This window comes from Leisingera sp. ABM4_101 (assembly GCF_056158725.1).
Window position 1 is genome coordinate 1,156,271 of the sequence record NZ_JBSWTV010000002.1, and the last position, 17,551, is coordinate 1,173,821.

At 62.3% G+C, this 17,551-nt stretch carries 15 protein-coding genes; 11 read left to right on the forward strand and 4 right to left on the reverse strand.

Annotated features, from left to right (window positions below; all coding sequences use genetic code 11):
- Positions 1–63 precede the first annotated feature (63 nt).
- Positions 64–543: a YHS domain-containing (seleno)protein gene (locus ACXAEK_RS06540; RefSeq protein WP_475040635.1), complete on the reverse strand. Its 480-nt coding sequence runs from the start codon at positions 541–543 to the stop codon at positions 64–66.
- Positions 544–780: 237 nt separating this feature from the next.
- Between ACXAEK_RS06540 and ACXAEK_RS06545 the strand changes: the two genes are divergently transcribed.
- The 6 genes from ACXAEK_RS06545 (at position 781) to ACXAEK_RS06570 (ending at position 7,446) form a co-directional block, all read left to right on the forward strand.
- The gene (locus ACXAEK_RS06545; protein WP_475040637.1) at positions 781–1,323 is read left to right on the forward strand and encodes a hypothetical protein; all 543 of its coding nucleotides are present in this window, start codon (positions 781–783) and stop codon (positions 1,321–1,323) included.
- Positions 1,324–1,466: 143 nt separating this feature from the next.
- Positions 1,467–2,612 carry an amidohydrolase gene (locus ACXAEK_RS06550; protein WP_475040639.1) on the forward strand — a complete coding sequence of 382 codons (1,146 nt, stop codon included), beginning with the start codon at positions 1,467–1,469 and terminating at the stop codon, positions 2,610–2,612.
- A 2-nt stretch (positions 2,613–2,614) separates the two neighbouring features.
- A complete protein-coding gene (locus tag ACXAEK_RS06555) occupies positions 2,615–3,805 on the forward strand; it encodes a diaminopropionate ammonia-lyase (RefSeq protein ID WP_475040641.1) in 1,191 nt (396 codons plus the stop codon).
- On the forward strand, positions 3,798–4,964 hold the full coding sequence (locus tag ACXAEK_RS06560; RefSeq protein ID WP_475040643.1) for a M24 family metallopeptidase: 1,167 nt from the start codon (positions 3,798–3,800) through the stop codon (positions 4,962–4,964). Before ACXAEK_RS06555 ends, ACXAEK_RS06560 begins: the two co-directional genes overlap by 8 nt.
- Positions 4,965–4,978: 14 nt before the next feature.
- On the forward strand, positions 4,979–5,734 hold the full coding sequence (locus ACXAEK_RS06565; protein WP_475040645.1) for a maleate cis-trans isomerase family protein: 756 nt from the start codon (positions 4,979–4,981) through the stop codon (positions 5,732–5,734).
- A gap of 140 nt (positions 5,735–5,874) precedes the next feature.
- On the forward strand, positions 5,875–7,446 hold the full coding sequence (locus ACXAEK_RS06570) for an alkaline phosphatase family protein (RefSeq protein WP_475040647.1): 1,572 nt from the start codon (positions 5,875–5,877) through the stop codon (positions 7,444–7,446).
- 72 nt (positions 7,447–7,518) lie between these two features.
- Here the strand turns inward: ACXAEK_RS06570 and ACXAEK_RS06575 are convergent, their stop codons facing one another.
- Positions 7,519–10,563, reverse strand: a complete 3,045-nt coding sequence (locus tag ACXAEK_RS06575; protein WP_475040649.1) for a M10 family metallopeptidase — start codon at positions 10,561–10,563, stop codon at positions 7,519–7,521.
- Between the two features lie 27 nt (positions 10,564–10,590).
- The gene (locus ACXAEK_RS06580) at positions 10,591–10,944 is read right to left on the reverse strand and encodes a hypothetical protein (RefSeq protein WP_475040651.1); all 354 of its coding nucleotides are present in this window, start codon (positions 10,942–10,944) and stop codon (positions 10,591–10,593) included.
- A gap of 330 nt (positions 10,945–11,274) precedes the next feature.
- On the opposite strand from ACXAEK_RS06580, the gene ACXAEK_RS06585 reads away from it, so the two are divergent.
- The 4 genes from ACXAEK_RS06585 (at position 11,275) to ACXAEK_RS06600 (ending at position 14,919) form a co-directional block, all read left to right on the forward strand.
- Complete coding sequence (locus tag ACXAEK_RS06585; protein ID WP_475040653.1) at positions 11,275–12,177, forward strand: metal ABC transporter substrate-binding protein; 903 nt, start codon at positions 11,275–11,277, stop codon at positions 12,175–12,177.
- 98 nt (positions 12,178–12,275) lie between these two features.
- A complete protein-coding gene (locus tag ACXAEK_RS06590) occupies positions 12,276–13,181 on the forward strand; it encodes a manganese/iron ABC transporter ATP-binding protein (RefSeq protein ID WP_475040654.1) in 906 nt (301 codons plus the stop codon).
- Positions 13,181–14,059 (forward strand): metal ABC transporter permease, encoded by an 879-nt coding sequence (locus ACXAEK_RS06595; RefSeq protein ID WP_475045210.1) that lies wholly within the window; start codon positions 13,181–13,183, stop codon positions 14,057–14,059. Before ACXAEK_RS06590 ends, ACXAEK_RS06595 begins: the two co-directional genes overlap by 1 nt.
- Entirely contained in the window at positions 14,059–14,919 is an 861-nt protein-coding gene (locus ACXAEK_RS06600; protein WP_475040655.1) for a metal ABC transporter permease, read from the forward strand. The genes ACXAEK_RS06595 and ACXAEK_RS06600 overlap by 1 nt, the downstream gene beginning before the upstream one ends.
- Position 14,920: 1 nt before the next feature.
- On the opposite strand, the gene ACXAEK_RS06605 is transcribed toward ACXAEK_RS06600, so the two are convergent.
- Entirely contained in the window at positions 14,921–15,835 is a 915-nt protein-coding gene (locus ACXAEK_RS06605) for a LysR substrate-binding domain-containing protein (RefSeq protein WP_475040657.1), read from the reverse strand.
- 95 nt (positions 15,836–15,930) lie between these two features.
- Here ACXAEK_RS06605 and ACXAEK_RS06610 point away from each other — a divergent pair, with 95 nt between their 5' ends.
- Positions 15,931–17,451: a trimethylamine methyltransferase family protein gene (locus tag ACXAEK_RS06610; RefSeq protein WP_475040658.1), complete on the forward strand. Its 1,521-nt coding sequence runs from the start codon at positions 15,931–15,933 to the stop codon at positions 17,449–17,451.
- Positions 17,452–17,551: the final 100 nt, after the last annotated feature.

The window sequence follows — 17,551 nt, forward strand, 5'->3', positions numbered from 1 at the left end:
GCGGAAGGCAGGCAGGACGGAGCTATGTTCAGCCTGCCCTCTGGGACACCGGATCGCGCGGGATCAGAGCTCGCTGACGGCGGTGTGCTTAATCTTGCCCCATTGGCTGTCAGCGGTCTTGGCAGTGCCGGCCACGTCTTCCAGGAAGGCGGCGCGGGTGGCGGCGTTCAGGAACAGAAACAGCTTGCCGTCATGCACCAGGTACTGGTCCGGATCACCGTCGAACTTCTTGCCGACCGAGACGCCGTAGGAGCAGAAGCCGCCGTGCTGCGGCAGGTATTTCGCCGGGTTGGCCTCGAACGCCGTCTTGTTTTCCTCTGAGACAAAGTAATACGACGCGCCGTCCACAGTGGCGGAGTAGGTTGCCATGCCCTCGACCGGGTTGCGGCTGTCCAGCAGCGCCACAAGGTCGACGCCATGGGCTGCCAGCGGCGCGCCGCCGGCCGAGATGCCGTTGGACACGTTCACTTCATCGGCAGCAAATGCCGGTGCGGCCAGGGCAGCGGAGAGCGAAATCAGGGCGGTTGTCAGAAGCGTTTTCATGTTCATCCTCATCAGGTTTTGTTGCAGGTTCGGTTTGATCGGGGCGGGCGCTGCGGCCCGGTGACCTGAAGTTAGGTCCGAAGACTTGAACGTTTAATTCCTGATCGTACGGTTGGTATTGCAGATCGTACGGAAACCTGGCGCCACCTCTGTCACAGCCGTTCACCGATCTGTGCATGGAGCCGGGCGCTATGTGGCAGTAGCCTGAGGGGGCTGTGCCAAAGAGGAGGGGCCGTCATGTTCTGGCTGCGGATTGTTGCGACTGCATGTGTCTTGGCGTCGCCTGCCTGGGCGCAGGATGCGCCTGAGGCGCCGGCGCCCGCGGAGCCGCCGATGACCTATGAGCGGCTTGGCCGGATCATCTTTGCGCTGGATGAGAATGCACAGCCTGCGGGCCCTGGCTTTCAGCTTACGATTTCCGGGGTGCCGATGCTGGTGGTCACTGACCGGGCTGCGGACCGGATGCGGGCCATGGTGCCGCTGCGCCCGGCCGAAGGGCTGACGGCGGAAGAGCTTATGCGGATGATGCAGGCCAATTTCGATACGGCACTGGATGCCCGCTATGCCGTGGCCCGCGGCCAGCTCTGGGCTGTCTTCATCCATCCGCTTTCGCCGCTGAAGAAGGACCAGCTGATTTCCTCGCTGGGCCAGACCGTTAACATCGCCCGCACCTATGGCACGCTGTATACCGGCGGTGCCCTGCAATTCGGTGGCGGCGACAGTCCGGGCATTCAGCGGCAGCTGATCGAGGAGCTCTTGGAAAAGGGTGAGGATATCTGAGGGCGCTGTCCCTGAAAGATGAGTACGGGTTTCGGCACAAAGCGGCGAAACCATGATGAAATTCGTCGCCCATCTGCATGAATACTATGCGCCCCGTCGCAGCCGCCGGCTTAAAGTCGCGGCAGATTGCACGGGGAACGCAAATGACCAGCTTTCAGGACCGTATGACAGCGCTGCGCCGGGATTTTCACCGGCACCCCGAACTTGGCTTTGAAGAGCACCGTACCAAGGCCAAGGTCGCGGAGCATTTGCGCAGCCTGGGGCTGGAGGTGCATGAGGGCGCAGGCGTGGTTGGTTTGCTGCGCTGCGGCCAGGGCAACCGGGCTATCGGTTTGCGGGCCGACATGGATGCGCTGCCGATAACGGAAACCTCCACCCACGGCTATGTCTCGCAAACACCGGGAAAGATGCACGCCTGCGGCCATGACGGCCATATGGCGATGCTGCTGGGCGCGGCCGAACGGCTGGCGCAGGAACAGGAATTCAACGGCACCGTGGTCTTCATCTTCCAGCCCAACGAGGAGCACGGCCTGGGCGCGCAGGCGATGATTGCTGAAGGCGTGCTGGAGAAATTCCCGATCGAAGAGGTTTATGCCATCCACAACCTGCCAGGCGCGCCGGTCGGTCAGGTCTCGACCCGGGCTGGCCAAATCTGCAACAGCGAGAGCCTGTTTGAAATCGCGATCACGGGGCAGGGCGGCCACGCCTCGATGCCGCAGGCGGGTGTGGATGCGATCACTGTCGGGGCGGAGATGGTGCTGGCGCTGCAAACCATCGTCTCGCGTAAACTGGCGCCGGGGGCAGGGGCCGTGGTTTCGGTCACTGAATTCCTGACCGATGGCCAGCGCAACGTGCTGCCGGGCCAGGCGGTTCTGAAAGGCGACGTCAGGGCACGGGTTCCAGAGGACCGGAAAGCGGTTGAGCGGTTTATGCGCCAGATCGCTGCCGGGGTTGCTGCCACCCATGGGGTGGAGGCAGAGGTGAGCTTCGATACAGAGTTTGTTGAGGCCATCAACGCTGAAGGCCCGGCTGAGGCCGTCTATCGCGCCGGTGAGGCTGCAGACCGCGAGGTGATCCGCAACCGGCCTCCGATGAGTTTCTCCGAGGACTTCGCCTATTTTGCGGGAGCGGTCCCGGGCTGCTTCCTGCTGTTGGGCAATGGCGAAGACGGCCCCCACGGCCAGCCGCTGCATTCAGCGGATTATGATTTCAACGACGCTCTGCTGCCGATCGGCGCGGAGTTCTGGGTGCAGTTGGTGCGCGACCGGCTGCCTGCTGGAAAGGACTGACCATGTTTGAGAATTTTGACGTTGCCATCCGCCATACGGCTGGAAGCCCGAAAACCGGCGAGGCCGCCTACGCGGTGCTGTCGGAACAGGATTTCGCCAATGCGCAGGCAGAAATCACCGCATGGGAGGGCTATGAGCCGACGCCGCTGGTCGCGCTGACCGGCCTAGCGGGCAAAACCGGTGTCGGCCGGATCGACTACAAGCACGAAGGCCCGCGGTTCGGGCTTGGCAGTTTCAAGGCGCTGGGCGGGTCTTATGCCGCACTGCGGGTGCTGCAGCGGGAGCTGAGCAAGACACTGGGCCAGGATGTCAGCCTTGAGTTTATCCGCAAGGGCGACCACAGGGAGGCCTGTGCAGGCATTACCCTGGTCTCTGCCACTGACGGCAATCATGGCCGCTCGCTGGCCTGGGGCTGCCAGCGTTTTGGTGCGCCGTGCCGTATCTACATCCACGCCGAGGTGAGCGAGGGCCGCGCCGTGGCGATGCGCGAATTGGGTGCCGAGGTGATCCGGATCGACGGCGACTATGACGAGTCGGTTCTTCTGGCCAAGAAGGAAGCGGAGGAAAACGGCTGGTTCGTGGTCTCGGACACCTCCTGGGAAGGCTACACCGAGCCGCCGCGCGACGTGATGGCAGGCTACAGCGTGATGACCCGCGAGGCCTGCGAAGCGCTGGAACAGGCGCCGACCCATGTGTTCCTTCAGGGTGGTGTCGGCGGGCTGGCGGCCTCGGTCGCAGCGGGTTTGCGGCAGTACTACCGAGAGAATGCGCCGCGGGTGGTGATCGTCGAGCCGGAACTGGCGGCCTGCCTGTTCGACAGCGCCCGTAACGGCAAGGCGACTAACTTTGCCATTCAGGAGGAGACCATCATGGCGGGCCTCTCCTGCGGTGAACCGTCGGAAATGGCCTGGGAGATCCTGGCCGAGGAGGCCTCAGACTTTCTGACCATCCCGGACAGCATCGTGGCCCCTGCGGTCCGCCTGCTGGCCAATTCTGAAACCGGCGATCCCGTGGTCGAGGCTGGCGAAAGCGCGGTGGCAGGGCTGGCTGCTGTCATCGCGGCCTGCCAGTCTGCCCAGATGATGGAGACCCTGGGTCTGGATGAAAATTCCCGCGTGCTGCTGATCGGATCCGAAGGCGTGACCGACCCGGCGATTTTTGCCGCGATCATGGAAGGCAAGGACCATGTCTGACGCCCCCGCCCGCGGGTTTCCAGAGGCGGAATTTGCCGCCCGGACAGAGAAGGCACAGGCTCTGATGGCGCAGCAGGGGCTTGACGGGCTGCTGCTGCTGACAGAGCCGGAAGTGCGCTACTTCAGCGGCTTCCACACCCTGTTCTGGCAAAGCCCGACCCGGCCCTGGTTCCTGTTCCTGCCGCCTGCGGGCAAGCCGATTGCGATCATCCCGGAGATTGGCGCCGACCTGATGCGCCGCACCTGGATCGAGGACATCCGCACCTGGAGCGCGCCTGCGCCTCAGGATGACGGTATCAGCCTGCTGACAGAGCTGCTGTTTCCGATTGCCGGACGCGGCGGCTCGATCGGGGTTATGAAGGGGCATGAAACTGCGTTGCGGATGCCGCTGGGCGATTACGAGCGGTTGATAGCCGGTCTACCGGGGCTGAAAGTGGCAGACGCGACACCGTTGGTACGCAGCCTGCGGATGGTGAAATCCGCAGCCGAGATCGCGAAGCTGAGCCATATCTGCAGCATCGGTTCGCGCACCTTTGCACGGGTGCCGGAGATTGCCCATGAGGGCCAGCCGTTTGAGGACTTGTTCCGCGCCTTCCGGCGTGAGGCGCTGGCGCAGGGTGCGGACGATGTGCCCTATCTGGTCGGCGGCGCTGATCAGGGCGGCTACAGCGATGTCATTTCTCCGCCGACGGCCAGACCGCTGCAGGCGGGTGACATCGTGATGCTGGACACCGGCGCCACCTGGGACGGCTACTTCTGCGACTTTGACCGCAACTTCGCAATCGGCCGCGCAGATGACCTGTCGAAACGGGCCTATGACGTTTTGTGGCGGGCAACCGAGGCGGGCATCGCTGCGGCCAGACCGGGGGCCACCTGCCGGGATCTGTTCCAGGCGATGCAGTCCGTGATTGCCGAAATGGACGATCAAGGCGGCGACGTGGGACGGCTGGGCCACGGGCTGGGAATGCAGCTAACCGAATGGCCCTCGCACGCCGCGTTTGACGAGGCAGTGATTGAGGAGAATATGGTCCTGACTCTGGAACCCTCGCTGAGCTTTGGTGATGGCCATATCATGGTGCATGAGGAAAACATTGTCGTGCGGGCAAATGGGGCTGAACTGCTAACAGCGCGTGCCACCCCCGAACTGCCGGTGATCTGAAGGAGACAAGGCCCATGAAGCTGCCCTTTGACACGGACGCAGGCATTGGCACCCGTGCCACGCTGGGTGTGATCGTGCTGGAAACCGACGAGACACTGGAGCCTGAATTCTCCCGCATGATGGCGCAGGACGGGGTGGCGCTGTATCACAGCCGTATTCCGATGGTGCCTGAGATCCGGCCCGAGACGTTGGCGCAGATGCAGGCGGATCTGCCAGCCGCTGCCAGGCTGCTGCCGTCCTCGCTGAACTTTGACGTGATTGGCTATGGTTGCACGTCCGCGTCGACAGTGATCGGTTCGGCCAAGGTGGCAGCGGCTGTGCAGACTGTGCTGCCCGGCGTTCAGGTGACTGACCCGCTGGCGGCGATCATCGCCGCAGGCAGGGCGCTGGGCGCTGCGCGGCTGGGGTTTGTCACGCCCTACCTGCCGGAGGTGTCGGCGCAGATGCGGCACAAGCTGGAGGACGCAGGCTTCGCGATTGCCGGTTTCGGGTCTTTCGAGGAAATGGACGACCGGGTCGTTGCGCGGATCTCCGAGGCGGCAATCGCCGGCGCGGCGGTGCAGGTGGCGGGCCAGCAAGACTGCGATGCCATCGTGATCTCCTGCACCAACCTGCGCTGCCTGCAAGTCATCCCCGCGATTGAGGAACAGACCGGGCTGCCGGTGATCTCCAGCAATCAGGCGCTGGCCTGGCATATGCTGAGACTGGCCGGGGTGGCAGAGAAGCCCGCCCGGTTTGGCAAGCTGTTTACCTGCGGATTGGCAGCCTGATCGTTAAAATTTTCTGGGATTTGTCAGCTGACAATTCGGGGTGGGCCCTACCCGCGGGGCCTAAACTGCGCTTGTAATCCATCTGCAGATCACCACAGTTTGCGCTTCTGAAAACGATTCGAGACTGAGGGGAAACCCGGATGCCTGCCACCCGATCCGCCACCCGGCCTGCGACCCGCAACGTGCTGTTTATCATCATCGACCAGCTGCGCGCGGATTGCGTGTTCGGTGCCATGGCCGAACATGTGGAACTGCCCAGCATCCGCGCCTTTATGAAGGAGGCAGTGTCGTTCAAGCGGCATTTCTCGGTGACCAACCCCTGCGGGCCGTCGCGCGCCTCGATCCTGACCGGGCAATATGCGATGAACCACCGTTCGGTCCGCAATGGCACGCCCCTGCGCCATGATGCGCCGAATATCGCCACCGAAATGCGCAAGGCCGGTTATTTGCCGATGCTGTTCGGCTATACCGACACCTCGCAGGACCCGCGCGCCTTTGACGCCAATGACCCGGCGCTCAGGACCTATGAGTTCCCGATGAACGGGTTCCACGAGATGACCGAGATGCGGATGGAGATGTCCTATCCGTGGCAGTCGCATCTGATGAACCGGGGGTATGAGTTTGAGAACTACTGGGATGTCTACAAACCGGTCTCTCCGGATGGCGGCGCGCCCAGGCTGAATGATCCCGCGCTATATGCGGCAGAGGACAGTGATACTGCCTTTCTGACCAATTCCTTCCTGGGCAAGATGACTGCCTATCATAAGGAAAGCTGGTTCGCGCATCTGACTTACATCCGCCCGCACCCGCCGCTGGTGGCGCCGGCGCCCTATAACACGATGTACGACCCCGCTTCCTTGCCGCTGCCGGAACGGCTGGCTTCGCCGGAGGCAGAATGCGCGCAGCACCCTTTCTTTGATCCGGGCCTGCGCAACAATACCGCTGCAGGTTTTGTCGAGGGCTTCCCGGATCTGGAAGCGACGGACGAAAACATTGCCACTTTGCGATCCGTCTATCTGGGGCTGGCCACTGAAGTCGACCACCATGTCGGCCGGGTGGTTCAGTTCCTCAAGGATACCGGCCAGTACGACGATACCATGGTGGTGATCACCGCCGACCATGGCGAGATGCTGGGCGACCGGCACTCCTGGGGCAAGATGACGGTCTATGATGCGGCTTACCATACGCCGCTGATTATCAGGATGCCGGGCAATGAGGCCAATGCCGGTGCTTGCCTCAGCCAGATCACCGAGTCGATCGACGTGACGCCGACCATTCTGGATTGGGTCGGGCAAGAGATCCCGAATTCAATGGACGGCCGGTCACTGCTGCCATTGCTCAAGGGGGATGTGCCGCAGGATTGGCGGCAGTATTCCTTCTCAGAACTGGACTTTTCGGAACCGCAGAAACCAACGCTGTGGCAGCAGGCGCTGGGCACATCGCCAAGCGACAGCAGCCTGGGCATCCTGCGTGACAGCCGGTTCACGCTGGTCGAATTCGCCGCCGACCTGCCGCCAATGCTGTTTGATGCCGAGGGACGCGGTGAACTGGAGAACGTCGCCGGACAGCCGGAATATGCTGCTGATCTCAACCGGCTGACCCGCAGGATGCTGCGGCACCGGATGAGGAATGCGGACCACACATTGTCGCTGGTGTCGATCACGCCGCAGGGGCCGCGCGCTGCCGCACGGTATCCGGGCAGAAAGCGCTGAGGTCAAGCCGGCCTGCACTATTGCCAAGTGAACGCCCGGTTTCCGGAGGGGAAACCGGGCGTTTTGCAGGCGTTAAGCCCAGACGAACCAGTCGTCTGTCAGTTGCTCGCCGGCCTTGATCCCTTTCAGGTAGGCGATCTGCAGCGCGTCAGCACCGCCTTCGCCATCGGCGTCATATTCCAGCCAGACCGCGCGCCCGCTGCCAAGGCTGAGGGCGCCGCTGGTCAGCGCGTCATCAAGGCTGGTCCCCAGTTCCAGAAGCAGATCATCCACATCAAGCTTGTCGCCCTGGTCCAGCTTGAAGTCCGTGATGGTGTCCCCTGCATCGCCGGCGGATGCAAACACGAACACATCCGCATCTGCGCCGCCTTTGAGGGTATCCGCGCCGGCGCCGCCTTCCAAACGGTCCAAGCCGTCGCCGCCGTCGATCTTGTCAGCGCCAGACCCGCCGTCGACAACATCATCTCCTGCGCCGCCTTTGATCTTGTCGCCGCCGCTTCCGCCGCTGACAGTGTCATCGCCGTCGCCGCCTTTGAGCTTGTCCAACCCGCTGCCGCTGGTGATCACGTCGTTCCCTTCGCCGCCGTCAGCCCTGTTGTCGCCGTCGCCAGCTGACAATGTGTCATCACCGCCGCCGCCTTTAAGATTGTCCTTGCCGCTGCCGCTGGTGATTTCATCATGCCCTTCACCGCCGTCAGCCCTGTTGTCGCCGTCGCCAGCTGAAAGTGTATCATCACCACCGCCGCCTTTGAGTTTGTCAAACCCGCTGCCGCTGGTGATCACGTCGTTCCCTTCGCCGCCGTCAGCCCTGTTTTCGCCGTCGCCAGCTGACAGTGTGTCATCACCGCCGCCGCCCTTGAGATTGTCCTTGCCGCTGCCGCTGGAAATGCTGTCGTTGCCCAGACCACCGTCCAGCTTGTTATCACCACCGCCGGCGGACATTGTGTCGTCGCCGTCGCCGCCGGTTAGCTTACCGTTGCCGCTGCCGCTGGCCAGCAGGTCATTCCCGGCGCCGCCGTCTAGCTTGCCTTTCCCGTCTCCGGAAATCAGCGTGTCATCGCCTTCTCCGCCTTCCATGCGGTTTTTGCCATCGCCGCCATTTAGGCTGTCATTGCCCAAACCGCCATACAGGCGGTCATCTCCTGCACCTGCTGTCAAAGTGTCGTCACCGTCTTCACCGGTCAGGAAATTTCTGCCATCGCCGCCGGCAATCGCGTCGTTGCCTTCGCCGCCATAGATTTTATCGTTGCCTTCGCCGCCTGTCAGGCTGTCGTCCCCAAGGCCGCCATAGATCTTGTCGTTGCCGGTACCGCCATCCAGCGTGTCATCGCCATCGCGGCCGTCCAGCAGGTCATTCCCGGCGCCGCCCTCGATCACATTGTCTTCGCTGTTGCCATAGGCCTTGTCCGAAGAACTTCCGAGAAGGAGGTTCTCAATCACGGTGCCGCTGCTGATCACCAGTGACTTGCTGCCAATCTTGCCGGGGGTTTCACCGGACAGATCAATGGTGGATCGCAGGGTGACCGCTGTCAGGTCGAGCGTGTCGATGCCGCCGTTGGTGTCAGTGACAGTACCAAGCTGCACAGTCCAGTTCTGAACGAAGCTGTTGTCGAAGACATAGACGTTGTCGATGGTTCCCGGTGTTGGGTCGGGATCAGGATCGGGAGTCGGATCAGGATCCGGTGTCGGGTCCGGGTCTGGATCCGGCGTGGGTTCAGGGTCCGGATCCGGGGTTGGATCGGGATCGGGCGTAGGCTCTGGATCAGGTGTCGGTTCCGGATCGGGGGCAGGCGTTCCGGAGGTGTCGATGATATCTGCAATGTTGGCAGTGCCTTCGACGCCTGTCAGGAAAACCAGAAGCGTATTGGAGCCACCGTTTGACACCTTAAGCCAGGAGCCGCCATTGCCCGCTTGCAGCGAAATCACCCCGTCGCCCGCCGGATCGCTGCCGGCATAGCCGATTTCCTGCAGAAGCTGGCTGATGTCGACGCGGTCGCCTGCCGCCAGGTCGAAGTCCATGATGGAGTCGCCTGCCTCGCTGAGGTCCGTATAGACAAAACGGTCTGCTCCTGCGCCGCCGGTCAGCAAGTCCGCACCATCGCCGCCGATCAGCGTATCGTTGCCGTCGTTGCCTTCGATCTGGTCGTTGCCCGCGCCGCTGTTCAAATGGTTGCCGGCAGCGTTGCCGATGATCTTGTCCGTGCCGGATCCGGTGATGGCATTTTCAATCACGGTGCCGCGGGAAATGGCGAAGTTGCCGGTCTTGCCGTCGATGTCCGAGAATGTTTCCTCGTTCAAGTTCAGTGTCTGGTTATAGCTGCGGGAACCCAGGTCGATAACATCGGTGCCGCCATTGTCGACGATGGCCACGCCAAAACCGCCTTTCAGGTCCATGCCAAAGCGGCCGGTGGTTTGGCCGTCGCCGTATGTCGTGTCGCCGGTATCAATGTTCACCGGTGTGCCGTAGAGGTGGTGAACGGCAGCGATGTCGGCTAGCTGAGCCGTGGCCAGATAGGCAAATGAAGCGTCTGTAGCAGTGTTTTCAGCCTGGCTGAAATAAGACATGATCGACATTTGCCAGCTGTCGTTGGCAAAATGCGCATCTGCGCCATAGCTGGCGCTGCCGTTGTAGTTGCCTGTGTGCCCCAGGCCCAGGGCATGGCCGATCTCGTGGATGTAGGTCTGCAGGTAGTAGTTGCCGTAGTTCGCCCAGGCATCGTCGATATTGATGGTCGAGCTCAGGATGGTGCCGTTGCTGACGGATGAGCTGGCGTAGGCGCCGGAGCGGTTGTCGTCAAAGGTGATTTTTGCGCTGCCGGTGGTTTCGACAAACTCGATCCCGCTCAGTGCGGTCCAGCTTTCCAGCGCCTTGCGGGCGGTTTCTTTGCCATAGGCATTCAGCCCGCTGAGGTTCACCGTCAGCTGCCCGCCGGTTTGAACATCGAAAGACCGCTCTGTCCGGCCGGTGGACTGCCAGTACCCCTTGTAAAGATACTCGGCCACCTGGTCGACAGTATAGGTCGGCTTGCTGCCCGCAGTTCCACCGCCGGAGCCGGTTCCGCTGCCGTCGGTATTTTCGGGAATTCTATGATTGGCTTGACCGCAATATTCGCACATGACCGTGTTCCATCCTAGATCGTTAAATTACAAAGGAAATTCCGTGTGCCGGAGCAGTTGCCCGGCAAAGTCAGAAAGAGAGCCGCCGCTAAGCCGGCCATCCATGACCGAATGCTCAATCACCGGGCTTTGGCCTTGGCGGCCGTCGCGGTGCTCCCAGGTCAGGTGGCCGCTGATCCAGTCTGCTGACTGATGTCGCGCGATGTAGCGCAGCGTCAGGTCCGCCTTGTCCTGGGCGGTGCTCCCGGCAGTAACTGAGGCTGCGGGAAAGCGCTCCTGCAGGTGGCGCGACAACGCATCGCAAAGGGGTTGCTGCAGCGGAGCGCCGCACAGAAGCTGAACGGTGCGCACAGGGGTATCCGCTGCGGCGGTGCCGGACACCAGCAGCCAGACTGCAGCTGTGCAGCCGGAAAGAGTTCCAGTTGAAGGCATGAAGAATGCTCGCTCAGACGGTTGAAGGTTCAGATTCAGTCCCGCGCCGTTCTGGCTGCAGGGTCAGGTCTAAGCAGGGAATCGGGCGAAAAGACGGTTGCGATCCGGGCAAGATTAAGACGTCGTTAACCCCCGTTAACCATTTGCAAAGATGTCTGGATTTCCAGCAGGGGTGCTGCGCCTCGAACTTGTTTTTGCAAGTCATTCGCAAAAACGTTGACAGTTGAGAATGATTTGCAATAACGATATGGCAACGACAGCACAGACACGGAGAATCGGATGTTTCCGAACCTGCTCAAGACAGTTTCCGCCGCCGCCATCGCAGCAGTTGCCGCCACCTCTGCCCTGGCCGAAGACAAGATGAAGGTTGTCACCACGTTCACCGTGCTGGCGGACATGGCGGCCAATGTGGCAGGGGACGCCGCTGAGGTCGTCTCAGTCACCAAACCGGGGGCGGAGATCCACGGCTATGAACCGACGCCGCGCGACATCGTGCGGGCGTCGGATGCCGATCTGATCCTGTGGAACGGGATGAACCTGGAACTGTGGTTTGAGCAGTTCCTGACCAACCTGGATGGCGTGCCTTCCGTTACCCTGACCGACGGCATCAGCCCGATCCCGATCGCGGCCGGCTCTTATGAGGGCAAGCCCAACCCGCATGCCTGGATGGGTCTGGATAACGCGCTGATCTATATCGATAATATCGTCGAGGCCTTTGCCGAGCATGATCCGGAGAACGCTGCCGTCTATGTCAAGAATGCGGGTGAATACAAGGACAAGCTGCGCGCCACCATTGAGCCGCTGCGCCAGGCGATCGCCGAAATCCCCGAAGATAAGCGCTGGCTGGTGACCTGCGAGGGCGCCTTCAGCTACCTGGCTCGCGACTTTGCCATGAAGGAGCTGTATCTCTGGCCGATGAACGCCGATCAGGTCGGCACCCCGCAGCAGGTGCGCAGCGTGATCGACGGCGTGCGCGCCAATGATATCCCGGTGGTGTTCTGCGAAAGCACCGTGAACACCGCCCCGGCTGAGCAGGTGGCCCGCGAAACTGGCGTGGCCTATGGCGGCGAGCTGTATGTCAACTCGCTGAGCGAGGCGGATGGTCCGGTGCCGACCTATCTGGACCTGCTCAAGGTGACCTCTCAGACTGTCGCCCGCGGATTGACTGAGGTCACCAACTAAACCGCTTATTGGCATAGTCTTTTGCCCCGCAGCGCAAGTTGCGGGGCGTTTCATTTCACAAAGCACAATTTCTGTGTGTAACTCTGCAGGACAGCCTAATGCTTGATGCCAGCGAGACCCACATCATGAATACCAGCGCCGCGCCCCTGGATGGCGGGATTGCCGCCAGAAATGTCACGGTGACCTACCGCAACGGCCATACCGCGCTGTGGAATGCCAGCTTTGGCATTCCCCGCGGTACGGTCACGGCACTGGTCGGGGTGAACGGGGCGGGCAAATCGACCCTGTTCAAGGCCATCATGGGGTTTGTGCCGGCCGCACAGGGCGAAATCCGCATTCTCGGCATGACAGTCAAGGACGCGCTGCGCAAGAACCTGGTCGCCTATGTGCCGCAGTCGGAGGAGGTCGACTGGGCCTTTCCGGTGCTGGTCGAGGACGTGGTGATGATGGGCCGCTATGGCCATATGGGTTTTTTGCGCCGTCCCAAGGCCGCCGACCACGAAGCCGTCGATCAGGCGCTGCGCCGGGTCAACATGCAGGACTTCCGCCACCGCCAGATCGGCGAGCTGTCCGGCGGCCAGCGCAAGCGGGTGTTCCTGGCCCGCGCCCTGGCCCAGGACGGGCAGGTGATCCTGCTGGACGAACCCTTCACCGGTGTGGATGTGAAGACAGAAGAGCAGATCATTGCCCTGCTGCGCGAGCTGCGCGCCGAGGGCCGGGTGATGCTGGTCTCCACCCACAACCTGGGCAGCGTGCCGGAGTTCTGCGACCGCACCGTGCTGGTCAAAGGCACCGTGCTGGGCTACGGGCCGACCGAAACCACCTTTACCCGCGCCAACCTGGAACACGCCTTTGGCGGCGTGCTGCGCCATTTCACCCTGGGCGGTGACGCGCTGCACGATGACGGCGACACCCGCGAGGTCACCATCCTGACCGACGACGAGCGCCCCTTTGTCCAATACGGCGAAAAGACCCAGACCAGCGAAAGCCGGGAACAGGAATGATGGAGTATCTGCTGGAGCCATTTTCCTACGGCTACATGACCAATGCGATGTGGGTCTCGGCGCTGGTGGGCGGCGTCTGCGCCTTCCTGTCCGCTTACCTGATGCTCAAGGGCTGGTCGCTGATCGGCGACGCGCTCTCGCATTCGGTGGTGCCGGGCGTGGCCGGCGCATACATCCTGGGCCTGCCGTTTGCACTGGGTGCTTTCATCGCGGGCGGGCTGGCGGCGGGGGCGATGCTGTTTCTATCCGAACGCTCCGGCCTCAAGGTCGATGTGATCATCGGCCTGATCTTCACGTCCTTCTTCGGGCTTGGCCTGTTCATCGTTTCGATCAGCCCGATGTCGGTCTCGGTGCAGACCATCACCATGGGCAACATCCTGACCATCACGCCGGAAGACACATTGCAGCTGGCGATCATCGGCTTTGTGTCGCTGGCGGTGCTGCTGGTGAAATGGAAAGACCTGATGGTCACCTTCTTTGACGAAAACCATGCCCGCACCATCGGCCTGCGCCCCGGGCTGCTCAAGGCGGTGTTCTTTGTGCTGCTGTCGGCCTCTGTCGTGGCGGCAATGCAGACCGTGGGAGCGTTTCTGGTGATTGCCATGGTGGTGACGCCCGGGGCCACGGCCTACCTGCTGTGCGATCGCTTCCCGCGGCTGATCATGATGTCCGTGCTGATCGGCGCGGCCACCAGCTTCATTGGCGCCTATGCCAGCTATTTCCTGGACGGCGCCACCGGCGGCATCATCGTAACGCTGCAGACGCTGATCTTCCTGGCGGTCTTCATATTCGCCCCGAAACACGGGCTGCTGGCCGCCAAGCGCAAGGCGCGCGAGGCGCTGAAGCGCGGGCCCATGGCACAAGAGGGAGCGGTGTAATGGATCTCGATACGTTGCTGATGCCGTTCCAATTTGCGTTCATGCAGAACGCCTTTCTGATCTCGCTGATTGTCTCGGTGCCTACCGCGCTGCTGTCCTGCTTTCTGGTGATGAAGGGCTGGGCGCTGATGGGCGATGCCGTCAGCCATGCGGTGCTGCCGGGGATTGTGGTGGCCTATGTCATCGGCATCCCGCTGATCATCGGTGCCTTTGCCGCCGGTATGCTGTGCGCTGTCGCCACCGGGTTCCTGGCGGGCAACAGCCGGGTCAAACAGGACACGGTGATGGGGGTGGTGTTCTCCGGCATGTTCGGCCTCGGCATCGTGCTCTACGTCGGTCTCGAGACCAACGCGCATCTGGACCACATCCTGTTTGGCAACATGCTGGGGGTGGAGCCGGATGAACTGTGGACCGCGGGCATCATTTCGCTGGCCGTCGGCGCGGCGCTGGTGCTGAAGTGGAAAGACCTGCTGCTGCACAGCTTTGATCCGGCGCAGGCGCAGGCCTCGGGCCTGCCGGTCACGGTGCTGCACTACGGGCTGCTGGCGGCCTTATCGCTGACAATCGTTGCCACGCTCAAGGCGGCGGGTCTGATCCTGGCGATCGGTCTTCTGATTGCGCCCGGTGCCGTGGCCTTTCTGGTGGTGCGCAAGTTCAGCACCATGCTGTGGGTTTCCGTGCTGGTCTGCATGTTCTCAATGGTGGCGGGCACCTATGCCAGCTTCTTCCTCGACAGTGCGCCGGCGCCGACCATCGTGCTGATCCTGACGCTGCTGTTCATCCTGGCCTTCGTGCGGCGGCTGTATCTGACGCACCGGACGTCGATGCAGCGGGCCAAGGATGGCTCCGGCATCGCGTGACTCACGCGGTTCCGGAGGCAGCCATCTCCAGCAGCCATTGCCGCACCAGTTCGGCGTTGGGCACCAGGTCCTGGCTCTTGGACCACACCAGGTAAAACCCTGCGCCGGTGGTCCAGGACCAGTCCTGGCGCGCCGCCAGCAGCCCCTGTCTGATCAGGGGCTCGGTCACATGCTGCCAGCCAAAGGCAAAGCCCTCGCCTGCAATCGCCGCCTGCAGCACCAGCGCATAGTCATTGAGTTTGAGGCCCGCGGCGGGCAGCCGGCCGGTGACGTCGAAATGGGCAAACCACTGCCGCCAGCTGGGGCGCTCGCGGATCGGCTCCTCCAGGTGAATCAGCCGCTCATGCAGCAGGTTCGGTACCGTCGCCAGGTTGACCGCCGAGGCCATCACCCGCGGGCTGGCCACCGGATAGATCACTTCTGGCGCGATCAGAGCGGAGTGGCAGTCCGGCCAGTTGCCATCCCCCCGCCGCACCGCCAGCGAGATGCCCTCGGTATTGATGTCCGGCTCCCGGTCGGAGCTTTGCAGCCGCAGGTCGATATCGGGGTGCGCTTCGTGCAGCCGGGTCAGTTTTGGCATCACCCAGTAATATGCAAAAGCTGAGGAGCAATTGAGCGTGACATGGTCGTTGCGCCCGAACTGCCGTACCGCCTTGGCCGAGGACAGGATGTCCTCAAGCGCCTTGGAGACATCAGCATAGAGCCTTGTCCCGGCGCCGGTCAGTTCCACCTTGCGGTGGCCGCGGCGGAATAAAATAACGCCCAAAGACGATTCCATCTGCTTTATCGCAGCGCTGACGGCAGGCTGCTGCACGTTCAATTCCTCTGCCGCGCGGGTGAAAGAGGCGTGCCGCGCGGCGGATTCGAAGACGATCAGGTGGCGGGGGCTGGTGAGGAGCTTCCAGAGTTCTTGCATAACTCTCAATTATCCAAACTATCAGATTTTTCAACCGTCACAAATGACGGGCCCGGGCGTATCGTGATTCATCACTTGAGAGTTTGGAGAGCCCCATGGCCCGACGCGCCCGCGCATCCCGTGACAGAAACACCGCCTCTGCCGGCGCTCCGGCATCGCCCTGGATCCAGCGCACGCTGCCGTTCTTTGACGTGCTGGACGAGGAGAAGCTGGTCAAGCTGGAGGCTCAGGTTGATTGGATTTTCGAGGAGGTCGGCATTGCCTTCCGCGATGATCCGGAGGCGTTGCGGATCTGGAAAGAGGCCGGTGCCCGGATCGAGGAGGACACCGTGCGTGCCGATGCGCAGTGGATCCGCAGCTTATGCGCCAAGGCGCCGCGGGAGTTCACCCAGCTGGCCCGCAACCGGGCGCGCTCTGTCACTATTGGCGGCAGCAATCAGGTGTTTGCACCGATCTATGGCGCGCCGTTTGTGCGCGATCTGGAGGGCGGGCGGCGCTATGGCGACATGGAGAGCTTCGAGAAGCTGGTGAAGCTCACCTATATGCATCCGAACCTGCATCACGGCGGGTTCGTGATCTGTGAACCCTGCGATGTGCCGGTGAGCAAGCGCCATTTCGATATGCTGTTTGCCCATATGACGCTGAGTGACAAACCGCATCTGGGTGCCATCACCGAGATGTCCCGGGCGCAGGACAGCGTCGACATGGCGGAGATCGTCTTTGGCAAAGAGGTCATGGACGAGAACTGCGTGATCATGGGCAATGTGAACACCAATTCGCCCTTGCTGGTCGACAAGGTGGTGACGGAGGCGATCCGCACCTATTCCGCGCGCGGGCAGGGAATTGTCGTTGTGCCGTTTATCCTTACGGGCGCCATGGGGCCGGTTTCCACCGCGGCATCCGTGGCGCAGGCGATGGCGGAGGCGATGATGGTTTGCGCCTTCAGCCAGCTGGTGCGCCCGGGCGCGCCGTTTGTGCTGGGCAACTTCCTCAGCTCCATGTCGCTGAAGTCCGGCGCGCCGACATTCGGGATGCCGGAGCCGGTTGTGTCGAACTATGCCATCGGCCAGCTGGCCCGCCGGGCCGGGCTGCCGCTGCGTTGCGGCGGGTCGCTGACGGCGTCCAAGATCGAAGATGCGCAGGCGGCCTATGAAAGTGCCGACTCGATGCATTCCACCATGCTGGCCGGGGCCAATTATGTGCTGCACTCGGCGGGCTGGCTGGAAGGCGGGCTGTGCACCGGGTTTGAGAAATTGATCATGGATGCGGACCGGCTGGGATCCTACCAGAAAGTGCTGAGCCAGGGGCTGGATACCAGCGATGAGGCGATGGCCCGTGATGCCTACGCCGAAGTGGCGCCGGGCGGGCATTTCCTGGGTTCCGGCCACACCATGCGCAATTACCAGACTGCGTTTTATGAGCCGAAGCTGAGCGACAGCGAGAATGTCGAGAGCTGGGAAGAAGGCGGCTCCAAGGACATGCGCCGCCGTGCCTATGAGCGCTGGAACGAGATGCTGAACCAGTATGAGGCGCCGCCGATGGATGAGGCAGTGAAAGAGGAACTGGCTGCCTATGTCGCCCGCCGCAAGGAGGAGATCCCGGATGCGTGGTACTGAAGTAAGGAATTCTTCACCCATTTCTACAGCTTATGCAGGAAATGCCGGTTTCCCCCGGCACCCCCTGTGCACCCCCCGTACACCCCCTGTGCACCCCCTA